This is a genomic window from Dactylosporangium darangshiense (assembly GCF_039537565.1).
GTDB lineage: Bacteria > Actinomycetota > Actinomycetes > Mycobacteriales > Micromonosporaceae > Dactylosporangium > Dactylosporangium darangshiense.
The window spans coordinates 270,978-297,211 of sequence record NZ_BAABAT010000002.1; the positions used below are offsets into that span (position 1 = coordinate 270,978).

Below are 26,234 nucleotides of genomic sequence, written 5' to 3' on the forward strand. Positions count from 1 at the left end.
CGGGTCAGTCTTCGGCGAGGTCGGGCAGGCCGGCCACGTCGGTGAGCACGCGAAGGGCGACGTCGCTGAGGCGCTGGTGAGTGCGCCGGGCGTGGGCCCGGATCAGCTCGAAGGCCGCGTCGACGGAGATGTGGTGCGCCTGCGCGACGGCCCCCTTGGCCTGCTCGATGACGATCCGGTTGTTCAGCGCGCCCTGCAGCTGTTCGGTGAGCACCTCGCTGTGGTGGATCGCCCGCTCCTGCAGCAGGCCGATCGCGGCGACGTCGGCCAGTGCCTGGACGATCTGCACGTCAGCGTCGTCGAGGTCGTTGCTGCCGGTGCCGAAGACGCCCATCGCGCCGATGACGTCGTTGCGCAACCGCAGCGGGAACGCGTGCACCGAGCGGAACCCGGCGGCCGTGGCATAGGGCGCGAACCGCGGCCAGCGGGCGCTTGCGGTGGACAGGTCGGCGTTGACGACCGGCTCGGCACCGCGGAATGCGTCCAGGCACGGCCCGTCCCGCCATTGCAGCTGCAGCAGTTCCAGCAGTGAGGTTGACTCGTCGGAGCCGGCCATGAACTGCAACCGGTCCTGCTCGTCGGCCAGCAGCAGGCCCACGGTGGCGTCGGTGACCAGCCCGGCGACGCGGTCGGCGAGCATCTGCATGAACTCGATCAGGTCGAACCCGCCGACCAGGGTGTCGGCCACCTCGACGAAGATCGTGGCCAGGCGTTGTTCGGATACGGTGGTCATGACAGCTACCCGGCCTTCCTGCGGTGTTCGTGCCGCTGTTCATGCATGGTCGGTGTCGAGGCGGAGCCGGTGGGCGAGGATGTCCGCGGCCACCTCGTTCAACGGCCGGTCGGTGGCGTAGGCGTAGGCCCGGATCCGCGCCAGCGCCTCTGCGAGGGACGTGCCCAACTGGACCATCACCATGCCCTGGGCCTGGAACACTTCGGCACGGTGCTCGAATGCCTCGTCCAGCTCGTCCGTGCGGGTGGCCCGTTCCTGACCGTCCAGCAAGGTCGTCACGACCTGGTCGGCGAGCGCCAGCGCCCGGCCCAGCTCCGGCCTGGACATCGCCCCGGAGTGGGCCCGGAACACGTCGAGGACGCCGAGGCGAGCCGCACCGACCTGCAGCGGAAACGCGAACACCGCCCGGGCCCCGGCGTCCAGGACCGCAGCGGCGTACATCGGCCACCGGAGCATCGCCCCGTCGGTGAGATCCGGCACCAGCACCGGGCGGCCGCCCGCGGCCGCGTCGATGCACGGGCCCTCCCCGAAGGTGAACTGCAGCTCCTCGATCCGCGCGGTGTCGGGGTCCGACGCCGCGGCCATGCCGTGAGCGCCGTCGGAGGCCATCAGGCTCACCCCGACCCCCGAGGCCGACAAGGCACGCGCCGCCTCGACGCAGACCCTTTCCAGCAGCTGCACTAGGCCGCCCACCTTAGGAAATGTCCGGTGACGAGCCCGACCGATGACGATCCGCGCGCGATCGTGACCACGCCGGTTACGGCGGCAGGACAACGGCGGGAAGCCGCAACGGCAAACGTGGCGGCGACACGTGACGACCGGACGCCGAACCAACGTCACTCCTCGTAAAGCTACCCTCACACAGTCGCCACAACAACGACGGTGACCTGCCCGGTGACGCCGGGCGGGAGGAGCCGCGCTCGTTTTGAGGGCGGCATGGTTCAGCTCCTCATCGGACTGCACCTGCGCAGAGATACCCCGTTCCGACGGAACACCTGCTTCGCGCACACGGCCGTCTGCCGGTGGAGGCCCGGCGGCTCAGCGTGCCGCGTGTTCGGCGCGGGCCGGTGCGCCTACCTGGTGCAGATACCGCAGGGCGTGCCGGTAGGAGGTGACGAGGCTGGTCTGTTCGTAGGCGATGCCGATCTCGGCGCAGTATGCCTGCACGACGGGCTGGGCTTTGCGCAGGTTGGGGGCCGGCATGCCGGGGAACAGGTGGTGCTCGATCTGGTAGTTCAGGCCGCCCAGCGCGACGTCGGTGAGCCGGCCGCCGCGGACGTTGCGGGAGGTGAGCACCTGCTTGCGCAGGAAGTCCTCGTCGCCGTTCGGGTGCGGCATGCCCTTGTGGTTGGGTGCGAAGGTCATGCCGAGGTAGAGGCCGAACAGCGCCTGGTGTACCACTACGAAGGCGACGGCCTGCACGGGCGAGAGGACGATCAGCAGCGCCGCCAGGTAACCCGCGGCGTGCAGGATCAGCAGTGCGCTCTCCAGGCGAGGGCGCTTCACCGTGCCGCTGCGCAGGGCCTTGACGCTGGCGACCTTCAGGTCGAGCGCGAGCAGGGTGAGCAGCGGGAAGAACAGCGCGGCCTGGTGGCGGGTGATGAAGCCTTTCAGCCCGCGTCGGCCGAGGGCCGACGTGGTGGCCCAGATGAGCACCTCGGGGGCGACGTCGGGGTCGAGGTCGTCGTGGTTGGGGTTGTTGTGGTGGCGGGTGTGCTTTTCCATCCACCAGCCGTAGCTCATCCCGACGGCGAGGTTCCCGGCGATGCGTCCGGCGACTTCGCCGGGGCGCTTGGTGCGGAACACCTGGCGATGGGCCAGGTCGTGGGCCACGAGCGCGACCTGGGCGAACGTGACAGCGAGGAAGGCGGCCGTCACCAGCTGCCACCAGGACGAGCCGATGAGGAAGAACGCGGTCCAGCCGCCGATGAACATGAGCGTGACGATGCTCAGCCGGGCGAGGTAGTAGGCGGGCCGGCGCTGCAGCAGGCCCTCGGCGCTGATCCGGCGGGCCAGCACGGCGAAGTCGCTGCCGGGTGTCGGCGGCGGCATCGACGTGCTCGCCGGTGTCATGGTGCTTGTCATGCTTCCATCGAACCGCCCGAGGCCGGTGTTGTCAGGAGCGCTACGTCCTGTGGCCCGGTGGTGCTGGCACCCCCGTGAGGCTTTCACTGATCGACCGGGCCTCGGTCGGGCAACGCGAGGCGGAAGATGGTTTTCCAGACGCTGGCGGTCTGGCGGGCGAGGGAGCCGGTGTTGTACCGCAGCCCGAACCGTTCGCAGAGGTCGCGGACCATCGGGGCGATCTCGGCGTAGCGATTGCTGGGCAGGTCGGGGAAGAGGTGGTGCTCGATCTGATGGCTGAGGTTGCCGGACAGGAGGTGCAACAGCGGGCCGCCGTCGATGTCGGACGAACCCAGCAGTTGCCGCACGTACCATTCGCCGCGGGTCTCGCCGTCGAGCTGGTCCTCGGTGAAGATCTCGGAGCCCTCGGGGAAGTGGCCGCAGAAAATGATGGTGTGTGACCACACGTTGCGGGCCACGTTCGCGAGGAGGTTGCCGAGCAGGGCAGGCACGAACGACGGCCCGGCCAGCAGCGGGAACGCCACGTAGTCCTTGATGACCTGGCGGCTGGCCTTGCGCAGCACTCCGCGCAGCTGGGTCAGTGCCTCACCCCAGCGTTTCTCGCCGCGCCAGGCACGCTCCAACTCGACGTCGTAGATGGCGATGCCCCACTCGAAGGCGACGGCCAGAGCGGCGTTGTAGAGCGGCTGGGCGAGGTAGATGGGGTGCCAGGGCTGCTCGGGGCTGACCCGCATCGCGCTGTATCCGATGTCGCGGTCCTTGCCCAGCACGTTGGTGTAGGTGTGGTGCACAACGTTGTGCGAGTGTTTCCACATCTCGGCCGGTGCGGCGTGGTCCCATTCCCAGGTGGAAGAGTGGATGTCCGGGTCGCGCATCCAGTCCCACTGACCGTGCAGGACGTTGTGGCCGATCTCCATGTTGTCCAAGATCTTGGCGACGGCCAGTGCCGCGGTGCCGGCCAGCCACGCCGGCGGCAGGATCGAGACCGCCAGCAGGGTGCGGCCGCCCGCCTCCAAGCCCCGCTGGACGGCGATGACCCGGCGGATATAGCGGGCGTCGTCGTCGCCGAGACTGGCGCTGATCTCATCACGGATCCGGTCGAGCTCACGGCCGATCTCCTTGACGTCGACCTCGGTGAGATGTTCGGGTACAGGCACAGGTGGTCTCCTACACATCGATCTCTACAGGGCCGGCCGCCGCGGTGACGCAGGTCTGGATGAGCTCGCCCTCGTCGCCGTGCTCGCGGCCGGTGCGCAGGTCGCGGACCCGGCCGGACCGCAGGCGTACCACGCAGGTGTGACAGATGCCCATGCGGCACCCGCTGGGCATGAGCACACCGGCATGCTCGCCGACCGCCAGCAGCGGTGTGCCGCCGTCGGTGTCGGCCAGACGTCCGCTCGTGACGAAGCTGACCCGGCCGCCGGCACCGCCGGGCACGCGCGCGGTCCGGAAGCGCTCGATCCGCAGGCGGTCGCCGGCTCCCGCCCGCCGCCAGTGCCGCTGCGCGTCGTCGAGCATTCCGGCGGGGCCGCAGGCCCAGGTGTGGCGTTCACGCCAGTCGGGGCAGAGTTCGCGGACCTGCGCCATCGTGATCCGGCCGCCGGCGCGGGTGTGCCGCTCGTACAACCGCAGGCTCTTGCAACCTGCGGCGAGGGCCCGCAGCTCCGGGCCGAGGATGACCTCCTCGGGCGTCGGCGCGGACAGCACCAGTACTACGTCCGGCATGCGATCCTGGGCGGCCAGGCTGTGCAGCATCGCCGCCACCGGCGTGACCCCGCTGCCCGCGGTCAGGAACAACAGCCGTTCGGGCGCTGGTTCGGGTAGCACGAAGTCACCCTCGGCCGGGGTGAGGTGCACGATCGTGCCGGGCGTCACGCGGCGCACCAGGTGTGGCGCCACCAGCCCGTCCGGGGCGGCCTTGACGGTGATCGTGAGGCGTCCGTCGGGGCGGTGCGGTGGCGAGGACAGCGAGAAGGGCCGCCAGTGCCGGACGCCGTCGATGTCGACCCCGACCCGCACGTACTGGCCGGCGCGGTGACCCGTCCAGCCGATCCCCGGGCGGATCACCAGGCTCGCCGCGGACGTGGTCTCCGGCCGCACCTGCTCGACCCGGCCACGCAGTCCCCGCAGCGACCACAGCGGATTGACCAGCCCGAGATAGTCATCGGGCAACAGCGGCGTGGTCAGCCAGGACGCCGCGGCCAACACGCCCCGACGTACGGTCGACCGGAGGCTGTGGTCGCCGCCCATGGCAAAGGCGTGGAACGACCGGTGCACGCGTCGCTTCTACCCCTCTGCACCGGCGCTAACCTGAGCAGCCCGAACAGCCACCACGAAGCACCGTCCGGCCTGGGTGAGCCCGACCGCGGGTCCGGTCAGTCGGCGGTGAGGTTGTGCAGGATGCTCAGGTCGGTGATTACGAGGCCGGCGACATCGCTGAGGTGGCTGTTGCTGCGTCGAGCGTAGGCTCTGAGCAGTTCGAAGGCGGCGTCGATCGAGACCTGGTGCGCCTGTGCGACGGCCCCCTTGGCCTGCTCGATGACGATGCGGGTGTTCAGGGCGCCCTGGAGCTGTTCGGTAAGGACCTCGCTGCGGTGGATGGTTCGTTCCTGGAGCAGCCCGATTGCGGCGACGTCGGCCAGAGCCTGCACGATCTGCACATCGGCCTCGTCGAGCGCCGTGCCGCGGATGCCGAAGACACCCATCGCGCCGATCACGTCGCTGCGAAGCCGCAGCGGGAACGCGTGCACCGAGCGGAATCCGGCGGTGGCGGCGTAGGGCGCGAACCGCGGCCAGCGGGCGCTCGCCGCGCTCAGGTCGGCGTTGACGACAGGCTCGCCGGAGCGGAACGCGTCCAGGCACGGACCGTCCTGCCACTGCAGCTGGAACAGTTCCAGCAGCTTGGTCGTCTCGTCCGAGGCGGCCATGAACCGCAGCCGGTCCTGCTCGTCGGCCAGGAGCAGACCCACCGTGGCGGCCTCGACGAGCCCGGCCGTGCGGTCAGCGAGCATCTGCAGGAACTCGATCACGTCGAACTCATCGACCAGGGTGTCGGCGACTTCGACAAAGATCCTCGCCAGGCGTTGCTCGGATACGGTGGTCATGACAGTTTCCCGGCCCTTCCATCGGTGGTCATGTGCGGTCGGTGTCGAACCGGAGCCGACGGGCGACGTTGCGCCCATGCTGCGTACACCGTTGGCGGCCATCACGCTCATGGCCACCCCGAGGCGGACAGCGCTCGCATCGCGTCGGCGCACAGCCGCTGCAGAACGTCAGCCACCGTGCCGGCCTCAGGGTCGGCGCCGCGGAATACGAAGAGCGACTCGCGCGCCGACGGTGACCGTGCTGGCGACCGGGACCATGGGCGGCATGCGGTTGCCTGTCGGTGCCGGGATCTGCTCGTCGGGTCGATCTCGGTGCTCGAGCATCGCCGCATCCTTCCGAGACAGGCATTGCAGGGGCCGGGCAGCCAGACGCCTTGAGAGGCACCGCACGAGAACGCTACTCCCAGCAGCGCCTCGACGACAGCGCCGCTCATGTGCACGGGCGTTTGCCAACCGCGGCCGCCGGGGGTTACGAGCGGAGCTCTCGCGACCGGGCCGGTGCAACGTCGTCCGTGGGGAGGATGCCGAAGGCGATCGCGGCGTGCCACGCGTCGCGCCGGGTGTGTACCGCGAGCTTGCGGTAGATCGACGCGATGTGGGTCTTGACGGTGTTCGGGGAGAGGTGCAGTGCGTGGGCGATCTCGCGAGTGGTTCGGTGTCCGGCGAGGTGTCGCATGACTGCGGCCTCGCCCGGGCTCAACGGACTGGCGGCCGGCGGTGTGATGGCCGTCGGGGTGAGCTGGTTGCGGGTGGGGCCGAGCATGTGCCGGTTGGCGCGGAACGGGTGCTGGAGTCGTTCGGGGTCGGCGAGGGCGGTGGCCTGGCGCAACAGGTGCGCGGCGTGCTGCGTGTCGCCGGTGATGTTCGCCTGGTGCGCCATGAGCAGGCGGAGCTCGACCTGGTGGAACAGCGAGACGTGCGGGTCGTCGAGCAGGGGCCGCAGCAGCGGGTCGATGCCGGCCTGTGGTTGCCGGGCGAGCAGGAGCCTCGCGGTGGTGATCGTGGCGGTCGACGCGGGGACGGCGGCGGCGTCGGCACGCCAGTGCTGGTCGGCGTCGTGGAGCCGGCCGGTGGCGATGAGGAGTTCGACCCGCAGCACTCGTGCCGCCCATCGCGGTACCAGCAGCGTGTCGTCGCCGTCGACGATCAGCTGTTCGACGGCGTGCAGCGCGGCGGCATCGTCGTGGCGCTGCTGGCAGAGCAGCGCGGCCTGGAACTGCTGGGCGGCGACGAGCGCGGGTACCGACTGCCACAGCTGGACCGCGAGCGCGTCGAGGTGCCGTACGGCCGCGTCGGATGTGCCACGCTGGACGGCCACTTCGGCAAGGATCAGCCGCGCCCAGCCGTCGTCGTGGGAACCCACGAGGCCGTTCGCGCGAACGGTCTCGCCGATGGCGTCGGCATGCCGGACCGCCTCGTTCAGCCGGCCGCTCATCCGGGCGGCGACGGCGTGCAGGCGCAGCCTCGTACTGCGCTGCAACGGACTGCGTCCTACCACTGAGGCATCGGCGGCCAGCGCTGCCTGCGCCGCTGCGTGGTCCCCTTGGCACAGTGCGCGCCAGATGGGTTGCGCCACCGCGGACGGCGGGGCAGCGGCGCCGTCGCTGACGCTGCGGTGCACGGCGAAGGCGTGGGCGAGTGGGGCATCGTCGGCGAGCGGTGACCAGGGGCCCGGAGCCGTTGCGGTGACAGCGGCCTGCGGCGATGCCTGACGGATCTGCTCGCCGTGCTCCTGCACGATCCTGATGGCCGCCGACCGGTCCGCCGCGGCCAGTGCGTGACGTAGTCCTTCGGCGGGCTGGCCGTGTCCGATGTACCAGCCGGCGGCGGTGGCATGCAGTTGGCGCGCGCGGGCGGGGTCGTCCTCACTGAGGGTGGCGTAGAGGGCGGCGCGCCAGAGCCGGTGGTGGCAGTACCAGGCGGACCTGTCGTCCAGACGGGTGGCGAACATGCCGTCGCGGGAAAGATCTGTCAGGACGGCCGCGCCGTCGGTGCGGCCGGTGAGCGTGGCGAACAACTCCGGGCAGATGGATTCCACCACGCCGGCGTCGCGCACGGCCCGGCGGAGGTCGGCCGGATACCGGCCCAGTACGTCCCGCATCACGTACTCCGACAGACCCGCACCGGTTCGCAACAGCTGCTGCAGGACGGCTTCTGCCTTGTGCGGTTGCCCGCGCAGGGCGGCGGTCGCGACCACGAGACCCGCGACCCATCCATCGGTGATGGCGTACAGACGTCTGCTGACGGCCGCGGGCAGGTCGAGTCCTCGCTGCACGCAGAGGGTGGCGGTCTCTGCGGCGGTGAAGGCCAGGTCAGGCCCACGCAGCGCGCTGTCTGCGGAGCAGCCCGGCGGCTGTGTGGATCCGTCCGGTGGGGCGTGCCTGCCCAGCAGCACGACGTGCAGGCGGTCCTCGCCGGCGGCGAGCTGCCGCACCTCGGTCAGGAAGTCGGTGCCGACGACCGCCTCGGTGCCGTCCAGCACCACGATGACCGAGCCACCGGTCTGTTCAGGGATGCCCGCGTGCAGCGCCCGGCCCAGCTCGGCCGCGTTGCCCGGCCATGACGGCCACCACGACGGTGAACGCAGCGGTTTCTGCCACCATCGGGCGGTGGCGCACGCGGTGAGGTCCACGAGCACCGCGCGGGGCTCCGCGCCGACCGCCTTGAGCCAGTCCACGACAAGGTCGGTCTTGCCCGCGCCGGCCGGGGCGTAGACCGTCGTGATCGACCTCCCGCCCGGCGCGGCCAAGGCCGCGTGCAGCCGGGTCCGGCGTAGATGCCGGGACTGCGACGCGTCCGCCGGCGCAGCCTGACCGGCGACGGCGGTCGAAGGTGAGGAGACATAGCCGACCATGATGACCCTCTGGGTGGCGTCGAATCCGCGGCCTACAGGATTCGCCACCGGGGTCCGGGGTGACAGCGACAGGCTACCGCAACTACGGCCGGCCGTTCCAGGCCAGTCCATCCCAGGAACCAGTATGAGCAGGCCGACCCGTGGCCGAGCCGTTCAGAACGATCCGGTGCGCGTCTCGCTGTAGGGAGCGAGCCGCGCGCCGACCACGTGCCGGAAGTTCAGCAGCAGCGTGGCGGTCTGTTCGTCGCCGAACCGCGAGACCGTCAGCGCGTGTACGGTCTCTTCCGTCATCCACGCGGTGAGCTGCTCGATGGAGAGTTCGGTGCCGTGCACCCGCAGCACGAGTTCCTTGTCGCGGCCGACGGTGAGCAGGTACAGCAGACAGGTCGGAGGTTCGATGGTCATGGCGTGTGTCCCCTCGACGGGTTGCGACATCGACCCATCGTCCACAATGGATGACGACCACTGCGGCACCGGCTCCAGCCGCCGATGGGCGGGCACGTACCCAAAACCTACACCTTCGGCGCGGATGCCGGCACGGCGCGACTGGTCGTGACCCGGATCCGACCCCGGGTCGTCGGGAGCGTCAGGTTCTCCGCCGTGGGGGTCCGCTGCGTCCTGTGGTCAGAAGCCCGCCAGGCCCTGCAGGCTGCCCAGGTCCGTGACGGCGAGGTGCGCGACATCGCTGAGCCGGCGATTGTTGCCGCGGGCGTAGGCGCGCAGCCGGGCGAATGCGGCGTCGATGGTGATTTCGTGGGCCTGTGCGACCGCGCCTTTGGCCTGCTCGATGACGATCCGGCTGTTCAACGCGCCCTGCAGCTGTTCGGTGAGCGCCTCGCTACGGCTGATCGTGCGGTGCTGCAGCAGGCCGATCGCAGCGACGTCGGCCAACGCCTGCACGATCTGCGCGTCGGTGCCGCCGATGTCGCCGGTCTCGGTACCGAACACGCCCATGGACCCGATCACCTCCTGGCGCAGCCGTAGCGGGAATGCGTGCACGGAGCGGAAGCCGATCGAGGCGGCGACCGGCGCGAACCTGGGCCACCTGGGGGTGGCGACGCGAAGGTCGGCGTTGACGACCGGTTCGCCGGTGCGGAAGGCGTCCAGGCAAGGTCCGTCGCTGCCCTGGGACTGGAACACCTCCAGGAGCCCGGTGGTCTCGTCGGAGGCGGCCATGAACCGCAGCCGCCCCTTGGGGTCGGCCAGCATGAGCCCGACGGTCGAGCCGTCGAGGAGGCCGGCGGTGCGGTCGGCGAGCATCTGCAGGAACTCGATCAGGTCGAACTCATCGACCATGGTGTCGGCGACCTCGACGAAGATCCTGGCGAGCCGCTCCGCGGATACGGTGCTCATGACGGCCTCCCGACCTTCCCGAGTCTGGTGTTCACGAAGAGCCCTCCGCGCTGTGCTGGTCCAGGCGAAGGCGACGGGACACGATGTCCGCGGTCACGTTGTGCAACGGGCGGCCCGTCGCGTAGGCATGGGCCCGGATCCGGACCAGTGCCTCGGCGAGCGAGACACCGAGCTGGACCATCACCATGCCCTGGGCCTGGAACAGCGCGGCGCTACGGTCGAATGCCCCGTCGAGGCCGTCCGTTCCGTCGATGGTGCGTTCCTGGCCGTCGAGCAGGGCCGTCACGGCCCGCTCCGCGGATGCCAACGCCTGACCGAGCTCCGCCCGGGACAGCGACCCGGGGCGGTCGCGGAACACATCCAGGACCCCGAGCCGCGCCGCGCCGACCTGCAACGGGAATGCGAACACCGCCCGCACCCCGGCATCGGTCACCGCCGGCGTGTAGACCGGCCACCGGTTCGCAGCCGCGGCGTCGAGGTTCGGCATCAGCACCGGGCGGCTGTACGCGAACGCGTCGACGCATGGCCCCTCACCGAAGGTGAACTGCAGTTCCTCGATCCGGGCGGTCGCCGGGTCGGAGGCGGCGGCGAAGCCGTGCACCCCGTCCGCGGTCATCACACTCATTCCCACCCCGCAGGCCGACAGCGCCTGGGCGGTGTCGGCGCAGACCTGGTGCAACAGACCGGCGAGCCCGTCCGGCGCCGGTGGTGACACAGGTCGTGCGAAGTCGTGACCCGGCTCGGCTGCCCGCCCGTCGTCCGTCCCGCTCACCACAACACCGAACCGGGACCGCATCGAGGCTCGCTGTGCGCCGCTCGACCGAATCGGTTCTCGCGCATGACCGCACCTTCCGCCGCAGGTGCTGCCATGGGCCGGGGCAGCCAGACGCCAGACGGGCGCCGCGCCGTCTGAGCGTACTCGGCGAATCGGACCAGGCCCAATCACCAGCAGGTGAGGGTTCCGTGGCCATGGCCGTGGAATGGCACAGATTTTCATCGGGAATTCGTTACCCGGTCCAACCGGGGGCGTATTCTAGTGGGAACGCTCAAGTCGCTCAAGACCCCGGCGGCAGCTCGATTCGTCGTTGATCGTGTCGTGGGAGTCCGTATGCGCACGAGCGCTGTGCTTGCCGATGGCCGCATTCCAGCGGCGGCCGGGCCTCCGGGTACCGCCTATTCCGAACTGTCCCGCCGCATCAAGCAAGCCGGCCTGCTCGACCGGCGGCCTGGTGACTACACCGTGCGGATCGCAGCCACCGTCGTGGGGTGTGCCATCGGCGTGGCAGGTTTCCTGCTCGTCGGCGATTCGTGGTGGCAGCCGGCCGTCGCCGTCTACCTCGCGGTGATCTCCACGCAGCTGGGTTTTCTCGGCCACGATGCGGGGCACCGGCAGATTTTCCGGTCCGGGCGCGCCAACTACATCCTCGGTGTGGCCCTGGCGAACATCGGCGTCGGGTTCAGTTACGGCTGGTGGGTCGACAAACACAACCGCCACCACGCCCACCCCAACGACGAGGACCGCGACCCGGACGTCGGTGCGGGTGTCCTGGTGTTCACCAGCGGACAGGCCGGGGCGAGCGGACCCGTCGGCCGCTTCCTCCACCGTTACCAGGCATGGGGATTCTTCCCGCTGCTGCTCCTGGAAGCGCTGAACCTGCGGGTCGCCAGCGTGCGATACCTCATCACCGAAGCTGCCCGGTCCCGGCTCCGTGAAGGACTCATGATGGGGCTGCACGTCGGGGTCTACCTGGCCGGCGTGTTCATGGTCCTGCCGCCGATGAAGGCGCTCGTGTTCATCGCGATCCATCAGTGCCTGTTCGGGCTGTACCTGGGCTGCTCCTTCGCCCCGAACCACAAGGGCATGCCGCAACTCGACGCGCGCGACAGCGCCGACTACCTGCGCCGGCAGGTCCTGACCTCGCGCAACGTGCGCGGCCACTGGCTCACCGACGTTGCGCTGGGCGGGCTGAACTACCAGATTGAACACCACTTGTTCCCCTCGATGCCCCGAGGCAATCTGCGCCACGCACAACGCATCATCCGGGAATTCTGCGGCGCTCACGGCGTCTCGTACCTCGAAACCGGACTGATCGCCTCCTATATCCAGGCACTCCGGCATCTCGACACCGTGGGACGTTCACCCGCGGCTCCCGCCGAAGCCTGACCGGCGGGCGTACATATCGGCAGTCCAACTTATCTGCCCTGGACCTCGGCAGCTATAACTATCCTCGTGCCGAGGTGGTGGCGATGGGGGAAAAGTCCGTCCGGCCGTGCGTCGTCGTTGATCGGCCGCACAGCAAGCGGTTGGTCGAGATCTCATTGTGCGGCGCCGTGGACATTGCCATCGAACATGAACTCGGTAGCGTGCTCGATCATGTGAGCACTGCCCCGCCGTCGAGCATCGTGATAAACGTGGCGAATGTAACATTCGCGTGCTCGACGCTGGCGAATTTCATCGTTTGTCTGCACAACATTGCGCCGGCTGCCCCAGTGGTTCTTTTGGGCTGTACACCGAGGATTCATCGGGTTTTGTGTCTCACCGGCGTGGACAGCCTCGTCACGTCCCATGACCACGCCGGGTTTCAGGCAATCGCCTGTGGCGCGGGCGCCGGACGATCGCTCGGGCCCTGCGACACCAATTGATCACCGTGCCGTTTAGGCCTGGCCTCCCGGGGCATCTTTCCGGTAACAACGCGAACCACCGGCAGCGCCTCAGCCGAGACGCGGTAGTGGTAAGCGGGGAGGGCGCGGAACATGGCACTCGACGACAAGGTCGACAACAAGGTGGAAGAGACCGGCGGTCAGATCAAGGAGACCGTGGGCAAGGCCACCGGCGACGAAGACCTGGAGGCCGAGGGCAAGGGCGATCAGGCGTCCGGCAATCTGAAGCAGGCCGGTGAGAAGATCAAGGACGTGTTCAAGAGCTGATCGAGCTCGGTGCAGGACGGGACTCCCCGCGGGGTCCCGTCCTTGCCCTTCTTCTCTACAGTGGACAGACTGTCGCGGCGGCTGCGGCCCGGCCGCGCAGTTACGGCACCGGCCGACGCGATCACGCCGCTCAGCCCAAGCGGCGCTGTCGTCGAGAGGGCGGAGGGCCTGCCATGGAGTTCGACGTGACCATCGAGATCCCCAGGGGCGCGCGCAACAAGTACGAGATGGATCGGCGCACGGGTCGAATCCGGCTGGACCGTACGCTGTTCACCGCGACTCAGTATCCGGCCGACTACGGCTTCATCGAGGACACCCTGGGCGAGGGGACCGACCCGCTGGATGCCCTGGTGATGGTGCAGGAGCCCACCTTTCCCGGCTGTCTGGTGCGATGCCGCGCCATCGGCATGTTCCGCATGCGTGACGCGCGCGGGCCCGACCCGAAGGTGCTGTGTGTGCCCACCGCCGATCCGCGGCTGGGCCACCTGCGCGACATCGTGGATCTGGAACACTTTTTCCGGCTCGAGATCGAGCACTTCTTCCGGATCTACGCGGACCTCGATCCGGGCGCGACGATCGACGTCGGGCGCCGGACCTGGGCCGGCCGGGCCGAAGCCGAAACGGAGATCGGACTGGCGCGGCGCCGCGCCCGTTCGTCGACGCCCGCCGGGTGAGCGCCGTCGGCGAATTGGCTGGCTGTGCATACGGCGCGGCGGCCCGCGAGCTGTTACTGTGAGTGCTCCTGATGCCACCCCGGTCCCCGGTGGCGGACAGCCGTAATACGAGGCGCCGCCGCGATTGGACGAGGGAGAGGCCGCTGATGGATCGCTTCCCTGCCGACCGGAGCACACCGCAGGCCGGACGCCGGGCACCGTTTCGCTGACCTTATCCGCGCATCCGGGGGGAGGGCTCCCGGGCGGTGTGTTGCGCCGTCCGGGAGCCTTGGCATGCCGGGCGCTCGTGCCGGGTCAGGCCGCGGCCGTCATCTGGCCGGGTCGCCGGCGGCCGCCCGGTCTGCGTTGGCACCGCCGTGCTGGCCCTGGCCGGCCGGGATGGACAGGACGGCGAGGATGGCCGGCGCCTGCAGCCGGTTGGCCCGATCCGCCGCCTTGTCCATGGCGGCCCGGGCGGTGGCGGCCTGGCTGCCGGGCGGTACGACCAGCAGGTTGATCTGATCGCCGGGCTCGGTGATCACGACCAGCAGACTCGGCTCGGCCGTGCTGAACCAGCGGACGGGAACCGGTCCGAAGTCGACCGCGGTCGGCTCCTGGCCGGACCGCCAGACCCGGCTGTTGAGAATCAGCCGGCGGATCGGTCCGTAGTGCGCGGTGAGCGCAGCGATCAGACCCGGCAGCTCGGCGGCGGGCTCCCACGAACGTGGCCACCAGCCGCCGTTGAGGGTGGCGTTGTGCATCCGCTCCCCGGCCAGCGTGAGACGGGGCTGGACGGACGATTCAGGGGTTTGAGCGCTGGCAAGCATGGCAGGCCTTTCTGTCGGCGTGCGTCCAAGTAGGGGAGCGGCCGTCGAAGTCCGCTGGATGCCGCGGCGTGCTCACCGGCGTCGGCCGAAGGGCCACCGGTCATGGAAGGGTGGAGGTATCTCCATGGTACGTCCGGCCGGGGGCGCGTCCGGTCACGCCGGGTGTCGCGATCGTTTCAGGCACCTTGACCGCGGGTATGAGCAACCGATGCGGATCGGCCGTGAGCGCCACCGAAGATTTCCGGCAGCTCGGGGATCTGCCATTCCTGTTAGTGTGGGGTAGCGCCCATCGGACGATTCCACCGCACCATCATCACGAGTGCACGCCCGAGCAGCCCATTCCGACCGTGCTGGGATTCCCGACCTCGGCTGCGGCCTTCCGGTACAGCGAGTCCCGTTGGCGGCACCGCCTGGCGCCCGCCCAAGATGATCGATCACCCTTCGGAGCGGACATGCGTGCAGCACACCAGGCGACTCGGCGACGGACGAACGTGGACTACGACGCGGCCCGCCCGAGCCAGGTCGAGGCCACCGACGACGGGCTCGACGCAATCACGAGCTCGCACGCCAAGGGACGGGCCGGCAACGCCGACGTCGACGACGTGGCCGGACCGGTCTCGGCATCCGACCTCGAACCCATCGACGAAGAGATGTCGCTCCCCGTCGTGCCCATGCGTGGCGACGAGTTCCGGTGCGGACGATGCTTCCTGATCCACCACCGCAGCCGGCTCGCCGACGATCACGGGGTACAGGTCTGCCGCGACTGCGCCTGACCGGCACGGCGGTGACGGGCCGAATCCCGCGCCCGTTCAGCGGGGTTCCACCTCAAGCGGATTACCGGGCTCAGTCGGTGTTGGTGGTGGTGGACACGGTCGGGGTCGTGCCGGTGCAGGTGACGGTCATGTCGATCGTGCGGCCGCCGCGGGCGAACGAGGCGACGGCCGTGGTGGCGGGGCCGGCGTCGACGCGGCGGACCCGGAAGGGCGACGTCGCCGACCAGGACACCAGATGGGCGAGGCCCTCCGGGGTGCACTCGGCCCGGATGGTCCCGCCGTCGGAGGTGAAGGTCACCGGCGGGGGAGGCGATGACGTCGCGGGGCTCGACGGCGCAGAGGGAGGGGCGGCGGGAGGGTCAGAGGGAGGGGCGGCGGGTGTGGTGCCGGTACGGGTAGGAGCGGGGCGGGTGACCGGGGCGGCGCCAACAGTTGAGACGGCGGACGCGGCGTTGGATGGGGTGGCCGAGTCCGCCACCAGCGCGGACGGTGCCGGGATTCCGGTCTCGTTGCGGGCCTCGGGCGGTGGCAGGTGCTCGGGGCCGGGCAGCAGCAGCCAGACCAGGACGGCGGTCGCGGCCGCACCGGCGAGGCCGGCGGCGAGCAGGCCGGCGCGGCGCCGCCGGCCGGAGGCGTGCGGGTGCTCGAACGGGGTGGCCGGCCTGCCGGCGGCGAGGGCGACGGCCAGTTCGTGCGCGGTGGGCCGGTCGGCCGGATCCTTCGCGAGACAGCGTAGGCACAGCGCGGTGACGTGCGGTGGCACGCCGTCCAGTTCCGGCAGCGGCGCCGGCCGCCGGTGCAGGTGGGCCTCGAGCACCTCGGCGGCGTCCGTCACGGCCCACGGCAGCCGCCTGGTGAGCAGCAGGTACAGCAGCACGCCGAGGGAGTAGACGTCGGAGGCAGGGGTGACGGGGCCGTTGGCGATGCGCTCCGGCGCCAGGTAGGCGGGGGTGCCGAGCACCTCGTCGTCGACGGTGGTGGCCGGGTCGGTGGCGGCCGCGACGCCGAAGTCGACGACCTTGGCGCCGGTCGGGGCGAGGATGACGTTGGCCGGCTTGACGTCGCGGTGGACCATGCCGTCGGCGTGCGCGGCGGCGAGGCCGGCGGCGATCTCGGCGCAGATGCGCAGCGCCTCCGCGGGCGGCACGTCATCGTTGGTGGCCCGCTGGGCGAGGGTCGGGCCGGGGACGAGCTCCATGACGATGTACGGGATGCGCTGGCCGTCCTCGACGGTCTCGCCGAAGTCGTAGATCTGGGCGACGTTCGGGTGGGCCAGCGACGCCGCGGCCCGGGCTTCCACGCGGATGCGCAGGCGGGCCGCAGCGTCGGCGGTGTGCGGGCCCGAGAGCACCTTGACCGCCACATCCCGGGCGAGGACCTCGTCGCGGGCGCGCCACACCACCGACGTGCCCCCGGTGCCGAGCACATCGCCGAGGCGATAGCGGCCGCCGAGCACCCGTCCGTCAGTGGACCCGTGGTGTCGCATCGATGCAGTTTTACATTGCACCGAGGCGACACGCACGCAAGCGGACGACTCATTCAATCGGAATAGTCCGGCAGGACGCCGGTGACGGTCAGGCCGAGGTCACGGCGAAGCCGTCGAGCACGGCGTAGTTGCCGGACAGTTTGGTGACCACGATGGTGTGTGTGCCGGCGCTGAGTCCGGTTCTGTTGTACACGGAGACGTTGGCATGACGTACGCCGTCGGTGGGGAGGGTGCTGACGGTCTGTTGTGCGGCGCCGTCGATGCTGATGCCGATGTCGCCCTGGTCGGTGTTCTGTTCGCCGTAGACGGTGATGCCGGTGCCGGTGAACGTGAGTGTCGCGGTCGAGCCGTTGGCGGTGGCGAAGTGGATGTCGCCGTTGAGGTCGCCGAAGGTCCGGCCGGACTGCAGGCTGAAGCCGCTGTAGGTGATGCGGCTGTCGGTGTCGTCCATTCGGATCGTGGTCGGGCCGGTGTTCAGGACGGCGAATCCGTCGAGCACGGCGTAGTTGCCGGACAGTTTGGTGACCACGATGGTGTGCGTGCCGGCGCTGAGTCCGGTTCTGCTGTACACGGAGACGTTGGCATGGCGCAGGCCGTCGGTGGGGAGGGTGCTGACGGTCTGTTGTGCGGCGCCGTCGATGCTGATGCCGATGTCGCCCTGGTCGGTGTTCTGTTCGCCGTAGACGGTGATGCCGGTGCCGGTGAACGTGAGTGTCGCGGTCGAGCCGTTGGCGGTGGCGAAGTGGATGTCGCCGTTGAGGTCGCCGAAGGTCCGGCCGGACTGCAGGCTGAAGCCGCTGTAGATGATGCGGCTGTCGGTGTCGTCGATGCGGCCGGCGGTGACCGGGCCGCCGCCGTCGCCGACGCGGATGTCGGCCGCGGTGGTTCCGGCTGGGATGGGCACGATGAGGAATCCGCCGGACACGAACTGCACGCCGGTGACCCGCACGTTCTTGACGTAGACCGGCGTCGTCGCGGTGAAGCCGTGCCCGCCGATCAGCACCTGTGTGGCGTTCGTCGGCGAGATGTACCGGACCTGTGGTGCACCCGCGTTCGGCTGAGCGACATACGCGGAGGTCAGCCCCGCTGCGGCGAGGATGCTCGCCGGGATCGTGGCCGGACCTGGTGCCGCCGGGATCGACACGTTGCCGGAGGCGTTCGAGTCGACCGGGGGGTTGCACGCGTACGACTGCACGGGTGCGGAGAAGTAGTTGTTGCGGATCCAGAAGTGGCCGGTGGAACTGCAGCCACCCTGCGCGGCCCCGCCGGCGTTGAAGGCGACGTTGCCTTCCCAGTTGATCCATTCCGAACCGGCGTCGTCGTAGTAGGTGAAGTTGGTGTTGCGGCCGTTGAAGGCGACGTTGCCCTTGACCTGCAGACCCTTCGCGAGCGTGGCGACCGGGTCGATGGTGCCGTCGGTCCTGGTGACGTAGCCGGCCTGGTGGCCTTCGGCGTAGATCGCACCGCCGTCGCTGCGCACCGACATGTAGTCGTGGAACAGGTTGTTGCTGATGGTGTTGCTCTCGTTGATGTTGGTGGAGTTCTGCGGCGTGCTCGCCTGATCCACGTGGCCCTGGATGACGCCGGCGGTGATGGCGGTGTAGGGCAGGTCGTACAGCACGTTGTTCGTGATCTTCGTACCGCGGGAGAACAGCAGCGTGATGCCGCACGCGGACGAGTACTCCGTGCCGATGTGGTGGATCACGTTGTCGGACACGGTGGTGTTGGTGAGGATCTCGTTGAGACCGATGCTGTCACCGCTGACCGCCGCCGGATCGGGCGTGCAATGGTTCTTGATCCCTTGTGCGTCGGACGCGTTCGTCGGAGTCGGGTCATAGGTGCAGCCCAGCAGGAGCGCCGTCGAGGAGATGTCGGTGAACTCGTTGCCCTGGATGAGGGTGTTGCGTGCGCCGTACATGACGCTGAGGCCGGCGCCGCCGAGGTTGACGAACCGGTTGCCGGCCAGGGTGAGGTTGGCGGTGGCGGTGAACGCGACGTTGGCCAGCGGCTGGGTCAGCGCGCCCCACGGGCAGCTGCCCGCCGGGTTTGCGAAGGTGCACATGCCCTGGTTGCGGCCTTCGGTGATACGCAGGTTGCTCTGCACGTCGGAGAAGCCGTAGGAGCGTGAAGGGTCGTTCCACGTGGCGTAGGAGAACTGCAGCCCCGTGAACGTGACGTCGTGCAGCGGGTTGGCGAGCGTGCCCGCGCCCTGCAGCAGCGACTCCAGGCGCGGGAGCTCCACGTCGAGGTTCGCCACCTGCTGCCCGGCCTCGGGCTGGTAGTACAGCCGGTTCGCCGCCGGGTCCAGGAACCATGCACCGGGGCTGAGCAGCGCCCTGGCGTTGTCGACGCGTGCCGGCTTGGTGTTCACCGACATGGACGGCAGGCCGCCGCTGCCCTGGCTGAAGCCGGCCCGGTTGGTGACGTTCGTCCAGCAGGGCTGCGCCATCGTCAGCACCGCCGTGCTCGCGGTGTAGCCGGCGACCGGGCAGCGCGACTCGGTCCACGGGCCGTTGCCGCCGGGATAGTCGAACTGCACTCGCGCGACCTCGGCCGCCGTGCGCGCGCCGAACCAGGCCTTCGCGGCGGCGTCGCCATTGATGTTGTATCCGGACGACGACCCGGTCCAGGTGCCGTTCCACCCGAGGTTCGACAGCGGCGCACCGGCCACCGGCACCTTCTTGCCGTCGACGTACAGCTGCCGTGTCTCGCTGCCCGTCGGCACCGGCGCGGACCAGACGCCGCTCGTGCCTTCCTGGACCCAGCCGGTCACCCGGGTCGCGCCGGAGATCACCGGGACCGCGCCGGGCGCCGCGCGCCACACGACGGGATGCCCCGCGCTGCCGGAGTCGGCGGCGGTGAACTTCCACGTGCTGGACAACCGGTACGTGCCGTCCGCGAGCAGCACCTGCACGTCCGCGCCGGGATCGGCGACGAGCTTTGCGCGTACCGCGCTCTGGGCGCCCGCCAGCGAACACGGAGCCGCCTGGGTGCACGACGACCCGGAACCGGCCGGTGATGCATAGAAGGTTGCCGCGGTCGCGGCGGACGCCGGCGAAATCGGCAGGACGAGCAGTAGCAGCAGTGCCGCTGCTGACCCGGTCACGGCGAGTTTCACGATCATCTACTTCCTTTCGGCGGGACAGGAGCGCGCCGATCGCACCTGCAGGGTGTCTGTGGCGTCGCCCTGCCGCCGAGCAGGGAGAGGTTGATCCGTACGTCAGTTCGATCCTGTGAACCCGCCGTGGCCGGGTGACGCGCGGGCTGTTCAGGAGCCGCCGGATGGCGGTGGCGACTGAGCATAGATTATTGATGAAACATCGCGGCGAGGGAAGCAGCACGCCGGGACGAGCGGCAGATCGACTAAGTTGAAGCCCGTGACGGGTGGCGGACCGCGACTGGGCATCGATCTCGGCACCTCGAGCACCGTCGCGGTGCTCGCCCTGGGCGACCGGGAGCCGCGCCCGCTGCTGTTCGACGGCTCGCCGCTGCTGCCCTCCGCCGTCGGCGTCGACACGACCGGGCACCTTGTCGTCGGCCGCGACGCCCTGCACGCCGCGACGAGCAGCCCAGGCGCGGTCGAGCGGCACCCCGCTGCATCGACGACGGCACGCTCCTGCTCGGCGAGCGCGAGGTGCCGGTCGCCGAGGCGTTCGGCGTGGTCATCGGCCGGGTCGTCGACGAGGCCACCCGCGCCACCGGCATCGCACCGGTCGAGGTCGTCGTCACCCACCCGGCCGCCTGGGGCGAGGAGCGCCGCGCGACGGTACGGGTGGCGGCGCTCGCCGCGGCCGGCACCGCGCAGGTCCGCCTCGTCGCCGAGCCCGTCGCCGCGGCCCGGCACCTCGTCACCGTCGCCGGCGACCGGCTGCCCGACGGCGGCACCGCACTCGTCTACGACCTCGGGGCGGGCACCTTCGACGCCACCGTCGTGCGCCGCGCCGGCGACGCCTTCGAGGTCCTCGCCACCCAGGGCCGCCCCGACTCCGGCGGCCTGGACATCGACGCCGCGATCGTCGCCCACCTCACCGGCGCCGTCCCCGACGAGGCCGGCTGGCGGCGGCTCACCTCGCCGGGGACCGTCGCCGACCGCCGCGCCCGCCAGCAGCTGTGGGACAACGTGCGCTCCGCCAAGGAGGCGCTCACGAGGGCCTCCAACACGATGGTGTACATCCCGCTGCTCGACGCCGACGTCCCCCTCGGCCGCGAGGAGCTCGACCGGCTCGCCCGCCCGATCCTGGAGCAGACGGTCCGCACCGCGCGGGCCGTGCTCGCCGAGGCCGGCGTCGAGCCCGGCACCGTCTTCCTCGTCGGCGCCGCCTCCCGGATGCCCGCGGTGTCGAGCACGCTGCACCGCGAGCTCGGCGTCGAGCCGATCACCGTCGACCAGCCGGAGCTCGCCGTCGCCGAGGGCAGCCTGCTCGGCGCGGCACCTCCGGCCGCCGCTGCCGAGATCGCGCCGCCGCCGTTGGTCGTTGCCCGGCCGCCCTCGCCGGCGCGCCGGCGTGGCCTGACGCTCGGCGCGGCGGCCGTGGCGCTCGTCCTGCTGGCCGGGGTCGCCGCCTACGCCGGCCTCGGCGGGGGCAACGGCGATCCAGGCGGGTCGCCGTCGGGTCTCGCCGCCGGCGCCGGCTCGTCGGCGAGGCCCTCCGCGTCGGCGAGCCCGGCGAAGAGCTACCCGCCGGGCGTCGACCCCTGCCTGCTCGGCACGTGGCGGATGACCAACGCCACCAACTTCTGGAGCATCAACAACGTCGAGCGGCAGACCCAGGGCCAGGCCGGCCAGCTGTTCACGTTCCGCGAGGACGGCACGTTGGTCATCGACGACAGCCACACCGAGCCCGAGGTCGCCATCGCCGACGGCGTGCGCTGGGAGGCCCGCCCCAGCGGCACCACCACGATGCGCTGGTCGGCCAACCTCGAGACCAAGGAACTGCAGGAGGCCGTGATCTCCACGGACGCGAAGCGCAAGGTGTACCGCAACGGCAAGTTCTTCACCGAGAGCAACACGGAGTTCTTGCCGGAGCCGGGGAAGTACGTGTGCACCGCGACGACGCTCACCGAGAACAGCACGCTCGGCAAGTGGTCCTCGTCGGCAACTCGCGTGAGCTGACCGGCCGGACGAGGGCAGCGGCGCGGCGGCGCGGTCCCGTACTGTCTGGGCCCATGACCGTCGAACCTGTGCGGCCGGCCCGTCCCGCGCAGGTGCGGGTCGCCGTCTGGCTGCAGCTCACCGTCGTCGCGCTGCTGCTCGGGGTGATCGGGCTGGTGGTCAGCTATGCGGTGCACTTCGACCAGGTCATCACCGACATCGCGGCCCGCTTCCCGGGGACCGACCCCGACGAGGTGAGCAGCGCGCGCAGCGACAATGTCGCCTCGACGCTGTTCGTCTGCGTGCCGGCGCTGCTGGTCGCCGCGTGGTACAGCGCCACCGCCGTGCCCCTGCTGCGCGGGTCCAACGTCGCGCGCATCCTCATGTTCGTCGCCGGCGGCGGGCTCGTGGCGCTGATGCTCACGCAGTTCTGCGCCGGGCTGCCGTTCGCCCTGCTCACGTCCGCCATCCACGTGGGCGACGGCGTCGTGGTCGACACCGTCTACGAGGACCAGGGGTTCCTCGACGCCCTCTACAACCATCCGGACACGTTCGGCGTGGCCGCCCTGATCTCCGGCATCGGCGCCGCGCTTCTCGTTATCGGGCTCTCCGGCGCCGTGGTGCTGCTGCTCGCGCTGCCGCCGGCGAGCCGTTACTTCGTGCCGCCGAAGCCGGTGCCGCCGCCGTTGCCGATGCCGTTTGCGTACTTTCCCGTCTACCCCGGCCACCCGGCGCCGGGCGGGCCGGCGGGCCCCATGCCGTACATGATCTGCCCGGATCCGTCGGCGCACCTGGCACCGAGGCCGACCGAGGCGCACCCGGCGCCGACGCCCGCCGAGGCACCGACGGCGCAGGAGCCGGACACCGGGTCGCCGTGAGCTGACTTTATCGGTACAGTCCCCGCATGACCCTCACGGCGCCGGCGAAGTCGCGCGCGGTTGGGCTGGCGCTGGTGCCGTTGGGGCTGATGTTCCTCGCGGTCGGGCTGTCCACGGCGCTCGTCTTCCCGTTCCTGTCGCTGTTCCTCAGCACCGACGTGCACGCCGGGCCCCTCGGGGTCACCGTGTTCCTCGCCGCGTCGCCCCTCGCCGGCGTGGTCGCCACGACGCTGGTCGGGCGGCTGTCGGACCGGTTGCCGATCCGGCGGTGGATCCTCGTCGGCGCGGCCCTGGCCGGGGTCGTGGGCACCCTGGCGACCGCGTTCGTCCGGGAGTACTGGGTCCTGCTCGCCTCACCGTCACCGCCACGGCCGCCGCGGGCGCGCTGTTCCCGCAGACGTTCGCCTACGCCCGGCAGATCCTCGAGCGCGACAGTCCCGCGCACGCGGCCGTCGGCATCAGCGCGATGCGCACCGTGTTCTCCCTGGCGTGGGTCGCCGGCCCGGCGATCGGCGCGCTGATGCTGGACCTCGGCGGTTTCCGGCTGGTGTACACCCTGGCCGCCGCGATGTACGCCCTCGCCGCACTGGTCGCGTTCCTGCGCCTCGAGGACGTCGCCGTGGCGCCGCCCGACGCCGAGCGGACGGCGGCGGCGCAACACGCGACGCGGCGCCCGACGCTGCTGCTCACCGCCCTGGCGTTCGTGCTGCTGCAGGTGCCGCTGACGCTCGGGGTGCAGGCCCTGCCGCTGTTCATCGCGCAGGACCTGCACCGCAACGCCTCCAACGCCGGGCTCATCCTCGGGCTGTGCGCCGCCCTGGAGATCCCGCTGATGCTCGGCCTCGGCGTGCTCACGACCCGGTTCCGGCTGCGCACCCTCATCCTCACCGGCGCGGCGTGCGGCGTCGCCTACTACGCGATCGCGCTGGTCACCCCCGGCCTGGGGGTGCTCGCCGCCGCGCAGGTCGTCAACGCCCTCTTCATCTCCGCCGTGTCCGCCGTCGGCATCTCCTACATGCAGGACATGATCCCCGGCGAGCCGGGCCGGGCCACGACCCTGTTCACCAACACGTTCCCGATCGGCGCGGTGCTCGCCGGGCCGCTGTTCGGCGTCGCGGCGCAGCTGGGGTACCGCTCGGCGTACGCCATCGGGACCGTCCTGTGCGCCGCCGGGCTGGTGCTGCTCATCGCAGTTCGGCCGGCAGCTCCCGGCGGTGCAGCACGACCAGTCCCGCCACCGCCCGCGTGAGCACCACGTAGAGCCGGCTCATCCCGCGCGGCTCCGCCTCGACGATCTCGGCCGGCTCGACGACGACCACGTGGTCGAACTCGAGGCCCTTGACCAGGCTCGCGGGCATCACCGGCACGCCGAGCGCGGCCAGGCCCGGCACCCGCGCGTCGGCGGCGATGACGGCGACCGTCGCACCCTGCGGCGCCTCGGCGACCGCGGCCTGCGCGGCGGCGTGCAGGTCGGCGACCTCCCGCACCTGCAGCAGGCCGCCCGGCCGGTACGAGCGGGTCGGCTCGATCCCCGGGGCGAGCGCGCGGGCCGCGTAGTCGGCGATCTCCTGCGGTACCCGATATCCGGTTGGAAGATCCAGCATCCGCAGCTCGCGCTTGCCGAGCCGCTCGACCAGCGCCGGCCACGCGCCCGCCGCGAGCGGATGCGTGGCCTGGCCGAGGTCGCCGACGACGGTCATCGAGGCGAACTCGGCGCGGCGGGCGATCATGCGGCACTCCATCGGCGAGAGATCCTGGGCCTCGTCGAGGATGACGTGCAGATACGGCTCAGGGACGGGCGTGTCGTCGGGCTCGTCGACCGGCAGCGGCTCGGCCAGCAGCGGCACGTAGCCCTCCTCGCCGTGCGGGTCGAACCCGTCGGTCCAGCCCACGACCTTGTGGCCCTCGCGCAGGATGACGGCCTCGGCCCAGCGCTGGGCGGCGCCGACCGCGTCGTTGTCGATGCCCTGCCCGGCCAGGGCCATCGGCGTCAGCAGCCCCGGCGCGTACAGCTCCCAGCCGTCGCGCAGCCCGCAGGCCAGCACGAACGTCGTCGCCGGCCGCGCCTGCGCGCCGAGCTCGCGCAGCTTCCACTCCGGCTCGGGGGCCTTCGGCGGTTTCGGCGGCGCGCCGAGCAGGCCGGTCAGCTCGTCCAGCAGCGGCACGTCGTCGACGGACCAGTCGCCTGTTGTTCGGTACGAGGCCGCGAGGGTCTCGGCGTCGGCGGCGTCCAGGCCGTGCACCCGTGCCGGGTCGGCGAGCCAGCCCAGGACGGACTCGGGGGTCAGGGCCGGCCACCAGGCGTGCAGGAACCCGAGGAACTCGCCGCGGTCGCCGACCTCCTCTCCGAACAGCTGCCGGTCCAGGTGCCTGCCGTCCGCCCGCGCCCACAGCGCGTCCAGCAGCGCCGCCGCGGCCGCCGCCCGGCCCGCGTTGGGTCTGCGGCCGTCGGCCTCGCAGCGCTCGCGGGCCCGCCGGCGCACCGCGGGCAGGTCGTCGGCGGCGAGCGTGAGCACCTGCCCGGCGTACACGATGCGCAACCGCTGCGGCGCGGACGGCGGGATCTGCCACATGAGCTCCGTCAGCACGCCGGGCATGCGCTCGCCGCCCTTGATCGCGGCGACGGCCGCCGGGTCGCGGCGGGTCGCGGTCACGCCGTCGAAGAGCTCGCCGATCGCGCGCAGGTGCACGCTGTCCTCGCCGAGCGACGGCAGCACCCGGCCGATGTAGGCGGTGAAGGTCGTCGACGGGCCGATGACCAGGATGCGGCCGTCGGTGAAGCGGCCGCGGTCGGTGTACAGCAGATAGGCCGCCCGATGCAGCGCCACCTGCGTCTTGCCGGTCCCCGGCCCGCCGGTGATCAGGGTGACGCCCCGCGCGGGCGCCCGGATCGCCTGGTCCTGCTCCTGCTGGATGGTGGTGACGATGTCGCGCATGTGCGGCCCGCGGGAGCGGCGCAGCGCCGCCAGCAGCGCACCCTCGCCGAGCACGCGCAGATCGCCGGCCCGGTCAGGGGTGAGCACGTCGTCGTCGAGGTCGACGACCTTCGGCCCGCGGCAGATGATGACCCGGCGGCGGATCACGCCCAGCGGCTCGCCGGACGTGGCCCGGTAGAACGGCGCGGCGGCCGGCGCCCGCCAGTCGACCAGGAGCGGCTCGATGCCGTCGCGCACGCCGATGCGCCCGATGTGGTACGTCTCGTCGTCGTCGAAGTCGAGCCGCCCGAACACGATGCCCTCCGCCTCGGCGTCGAGCGTCTGCAGCCGGGCGGCCGCCTTGAGCACCATCGCGTCGCGCTCGACCAGCCCGGCGACCGTGCTGCCGCTCGCCCGCGTGTGCCCCTCGACGGCGAGCGCCGCGGCCTGCTCGCGCATGCCCTCGAGCCGCTCGTACACCCGGTCGACGATTTTCTGCTCGGCGGCGATCTCCTGTGTCCTGGCGTCGGGCACGGTACTCCCTCGGTGTGTG

The 26,234-nt window shown here is 70.9% G+C and carries 23 protein-coding genes; 9 read left to right on the plus strand and 14 right to left on the minus strand.

The window, feature by feature from the left end; genetic code table 11:
* Positions 1–4: 4 nt before the first annotated feature.
* From ABD901_RS04860 to ABD901_RS04905, 10 genes are all read right to left on the minus strand, one after another.
* Positions 5–733 (minus strand): GAF and ANTAR domain-containing protein, encoded by a 729-nt coding sequence (locus tag ABD901_RS04860; RefSeq protein ID WP_345121662.1) that lies wholly within the window; start codon positions 731–733, stop codon positions 5–7.
* Positions 734–772: 39 nt separating this feature from the next.
* The gene (locus ABD901_RS04865; protein ID WP_345121664.1) at positions 773–1,426 is read right to left on the minus strand and encodes a GAF and ANTAR domain-containing protein; all 654 of its coding nucleotides are present in this window, start codon (positions 1,424–1,426) and stop codon (positions 773–775) included.
* 345 nt (positions 1,427–1,771) lie between these two features.
* A complete protein-coding gene (locus tag ABD901_RS04870) occupies positions 1,772–2,818 on the minus strand; it encodes a fatty acid desaturase family protein (RefSeq protein ID WP_345121666.1) in 1,047 nt (348 codons plus the stop codon).
* Positions 2,819–2,901: 83 nt separating this feature from the next.
* Positions 2,902–3,993 carry a fatty acid desaturase family protein gene (locus ABD901_RS04875; RefSeq protein WP_345121669.1) on the minus strand — a complete coding sequence of 364 codons (1,092 nt, stop codon included), beginning with the start codon at positions 3,991–3,993 and terminating at the stop codon, positions 2,902–2,904.
* Entirely contained in the window at positions 3,986–5,068 is a 1,083-nt protein-coding gene (locus ABD901_RS04880; protein WP_345122378.1) for a ferredoxin reductase, read from the minus strand. Before ABD901_RS04880 ends, ABD901_RS04875 begins: the two co-directional genes overlap by 8 nt.
* Positions 5,069–5,193: 125 nt before the next feature.
* Positions 5,194–5,922, minus strand: a complete 729-nt coding sequence (locus tag ABD901_RS04885; protein ID WP_345121672.1) for a GAF and ANTAR domain-containing protein — start codon at positions 5,920–5,922, stop codon at positions 5,194–5,196.
* Positions 5,923–6,391: 469 nt separating this feature from the next.
* Positions 6,392–8,824 (minus strand): winged helix-turn-helix domain-containing protein, encoded by a 2,433-nt coding sequence (locus ABD901_RS04890; protein ID WP_345121674.1) that lies wholly within the window; start codon positions 8,822–8,824, stop codon positions 6,392–6,394.
* Positions 8,825–8,929: 105 nt separating this feature from the next.
* Positions 8,930–9,181, minus strand: a complete 252-nt coding sequence (locus ABD901_RS04895) for a hypothetical protein (RefSeq protein WP_345121676.1) — start codon at positions 9,179–9,181, stop codon at positions 8,930–8,932.
* A gap of 219 nt (positions 9,182–9,400) precedes the next feature.
* On the minus strand, positions 9,401–10,129 hold the full coding sequence (locus ABD901_RS04900) for an ANTAR domain-containing protein (protein ID WP_345121678.1): 729 nt from the start codon (positions 10,127–10,129) through the stop codon (positions 9,401–9,403).
* A 31-nt stretch (positions 10,130–10,160) separates the two neighbouring features.
* Positions 10,161–10,901 (minus strand): GAF and ANTAR domain-containing protein, encoded by a 741-nt coding sequence (locus ABD901_RS04905; RefSeq protein WP_345121680.1) that lies wholly within the window; start codon positions 10,899–10,901, stop codon positions 10,161–10,163.
* Between the two features lie 336 nt (positions 10,902–11,237).
* Here ABD901_RS04905 and ABD901_RS04910 point away from each other — a divergent pair, with 336 nt between their 5' ends.
* From ABD901_RS04910 to ABD901_RS04925, 4 genes are all read left to right on the plus strand, one after another.
* On the plus strand, positions 11,238–12,293 hold the full coding sequence (locus ABD901_RS04910; RefSeq protein WP_345121683.1) for a fatty acid desaturase family protein: 1,056 nt from the start codon (positions 11,238–11,240) through the stop codon (positions 12,291–12,293).
* A gap of 83 nt (positions 12,294–12,376) precedes the next feature.
* On the plus strand, positions 12,377–12,772 hold the full coding sequence (locus ABD901_RS04915; protein WP_345121685.1) for an STAS domain-containing protein: 396 nt from the start codon (positions 12,377–12,379) through the stop codon (positions 12,770–12,772).
* A 111-nt stretch (positions 12,773–12,883) separates the two neighbouring features.
* Positions 12,884–13,057, plus strand: coding sequence for a CsbD family protein (locus ABD901_RS04920; RefSeq protein ID WP_345121687.1), 174 nt, complete (start codon positions 12,884–12,886; stop codon positions 13,055–13,057).
* A 173-nt stretch (positions 13,058–13,230) separates the two neighbouring features.
* A complete protein-coding gene (locus tag ABD901_RS04925) occupies positions 13,231–13,731 on the plus strand; it encodes an inorganic diphosphatase (protein ID WP_345121689.1) in 501 nt (166 codons plus the stop codon).
* 308 nt (positions 13,732–14,039) lie between these two features.
* Here the strand turns inward: ABD901_RS04925 and ABD901_RS04930 are convergent, their stop codons facing one another.
* A complete protein-coding gene (locus ABD901_RS04930; RefSeq protein WP_345121691.1) occupies positions 14,040–14,537 on the minus strand; it encodes a DUF5994 family protein in 498 nt (165 codons plus the stop codon).
* Between the two features lie 221 nt (positions 14,538–14,758).
* Here ABD901_RS04930 and ABD901_RS04935 point away from each other — a divergent pair, with 221 nt between their 5' ends.
* Positions 14,759–15,310, plus strand: a complete 552-nt coding sequence (locus ABD901_RS04935) for a DUF4193 family protein (protein WP_345121693.1) — start codon at positions 14,759–14,761, stop codon at positions 15,308–15,310.
* Positions 15,311–15,380: 70 nt separating this feature from the next.
* Here ABD901_RS04935 and ABD901_RS04940 read toward each other — a convergent pair whose 3' ends face one another.
* Both ABD901_RS04940 and ABD901_RS04945 read right to left on the minus strand, forming a co-directional pair.
* Positions 15,381–16,796 (minus strand): serine/threonine-protein kinase, encoded by a 1,416-nt coding sequence (locus ABD901_RS04940; protein ID WP_345121695.1) that lies wholly within the window; start codon positions 16,794–16,796, stop codon positions 15,381–15,383.
* A gap of 88 nt (positions 16,797–16,884) precedes the next feature.
* Positions 16,885–19,920, minus strand: a complete 3,036-nt coding sequence (locus ABD901_RS04945; protein ID WP_345121697.1) for a hypothetical protein — start codon at positions 19,918–19,920, stop codon at positions 16,885–16,887.
* 510 nt (positions 19,921–20,430) lie between these two features.
* Here ABD901_RS04945 and ABD901_RS04950 point away from each other — a divergent pair.
* The 4 genes from ABD901_RS04950 to ABD901_RS04965 are packed head-to-tail and all read left to right on the plus strand — an operon-like array spanning position 20,431 to position 24,015.
* Positions 20,431–21,909: an Hsp70 family protein gene (locus tag ABD901_RS04950; protein ID WP_345121699.1), complete on the plus strand. Its 1,479-nt coding sequence runs from the start codon at positions 20,431–20,433 to the stop codon at positions 21,907–21,909.
* 53 nt (positions 21,910–21,962) lie between these two features.
* The gene (locus ABD901_RS04955; protein WP_345121702.1) at positions 21,963–22,766 is read left to right on the plus strand and encodes a hypothetical protein; all 804 of its coding nucleotides are present in this window, start codon (positions 21,963–21,965) and stop codon (positions 22,764–22,766) included.
* Positions 22,767–22,792: 26 nt separating this feature from the next.
* Positions 22,793–23,287, plus strand: coding sequence for an MFS transporter (locus tag ABD901_RS04960; protein WP_345122398.1), 495 nt, complete (start codon positions 22,793–22,795; stop codon positions 23,285–23,287).
* Complete coding sequence (locus ABD901_RS04965) at positions 23,185–24,015, plus strand: MFS transporter (protein ID WP_345122380.1); 831 nt, start codon at positions 23,185–23,187, stop codon at positions 24,013–24,015. Before ABD901_RS04960 ends, ABD901_RS04965 begins: the two co-directional genes overlap by 103 nt.
* Here the strand turns inward: ABD901_RS04965 and ABD901_RS04970 are convergent.
* Complete coding sequence (locus ABD901_RS04970) at positions 23,951–26,215, minus strand: HelD family protein (RefSeq protein WP_345121704.1); 2,265 nt, start codon at positions 26,213–26,215, stop codon at positions 23,951–23,953. The genes ABD901_RS04965 and ABD901_RS04970 overlap by 65 nt on opposite strands.
* Positions 26,216–26,234 lie beyond the last annotated feature (19 nt).

Bases quoted from the DNA above. Each gene is read 5' to 3' on its own strand.
- ABD901_RS04860 (WP_345121662.1), bottom strand. From the start codon at position 733: ATGACCACCGTATCCGAACAACGCCTGGCCACGATCTTCGTCGAGGTG.
- ABD901_RS04870 (WP_345121666.1), bottom strand. From the start codon at position 2,818: ATGACAAGCACCATGACACCGGCGAGCACGTCGATGCCGCCGCCGACA.
- ABD901_RS04875 (WP_345121669.1), bottom strand. From the start codon at position 3,993: ATGTGTAGGAGACCACCTGTGCCTGTACCCGAACATCTCACCGAGGTC.
- ABD901_RS04880 (WP_345122378.1), bottom strand. From the start codon at position 5,068: ATGGGCGGCGACCACAGCCTCCGGTCGACCGTACGTCGGGGCGTGTTG.
- ABD901_RS04885 (WP_345121672.1), bottom strand. From the start codon at position 5,922: ATGACCACCGTATCCGAGCAACGCCTGGCGAGGATCTTTGTCGAAGTC.
- ABD901_RS04895 (WP_345121676.1), bottom strand. From the start codon at position 9,181: ATGACCATCGAACCTCCGACCTGTCTGCTGTACCTGCTCACCGTCGGC.
- ABD901_RS04900 (WP_345121678.1), bottom strand. From the start codon at position 10,129: ATGAGCACCGTATCCGCGGAGCGGCTCGCCAGGATCTTCGTCGAGGTC.
- ABD901_RS04910 (WP_345121683.1), top strand. From the start codon at position 11,238: ATGCGCACGAGCGCTGTGCTTGCCGATGGCCGCATTCCAGCGGCGGCC.
- ABD901_RS04915 (WP_345121685.1), top strand. From the start codon at position 12,377: ATGGGGGAAAAGTCCGTCCGGCCGTGCGTCGTCGTTGATCGGCCGCAC.
- ABD901_RS04920 (WP_345121687.1), top strand. From the start codon at position 12,884: ATGGCACTCGACGACAAGGTCGACAACAAGGTGGAAGAGACCGGCGGT.
- ABD901_RS04925 (WP_345121689.1), top strand. From the start codon at position 13,231: ATGGAGTTCGACGTGACCATCGAGATCCCCAGGGGCGCGCGCAACAAG.
- ABD901_RS04930 (WP_345121691.1), bottom strand. From the start codon at position 14,537: ATGCTTGCCAGCGCTCAAACCCCTGAATCGTCCGTCCAGCCCCGTCTC.
- ABD901_RS04940 (WP_345121695.1), bottom strand. From the start codon at position 16,796: ATGCGACACCACGGGTCCACTGACGGACGGGTGCTCGGCGGCCGCTAT.
- ABD901_RS04945 (WP_345121697.1), bottom strand. From the start codon at position 19,920: ATGATCGTGAAACTCGCCGTGACCGGGTCAGCAGCGGCACTGCTGCTA.
- ABD901_RS04955 (WP_345121702.1), top strand. From the start codon at position 21,963: ATGACCGTCGAACCTGTGCGGCCGGCCCGTCCCGCGCAGGTGCGGGTC.
- ABD901_RS04960 (WP_345122398.1), top strand. From the start codon at position 22,793: ATGACCCTCACGGCGCCGGCGAAGTCGCGCGCGGTTGGGCTGGCGCTG.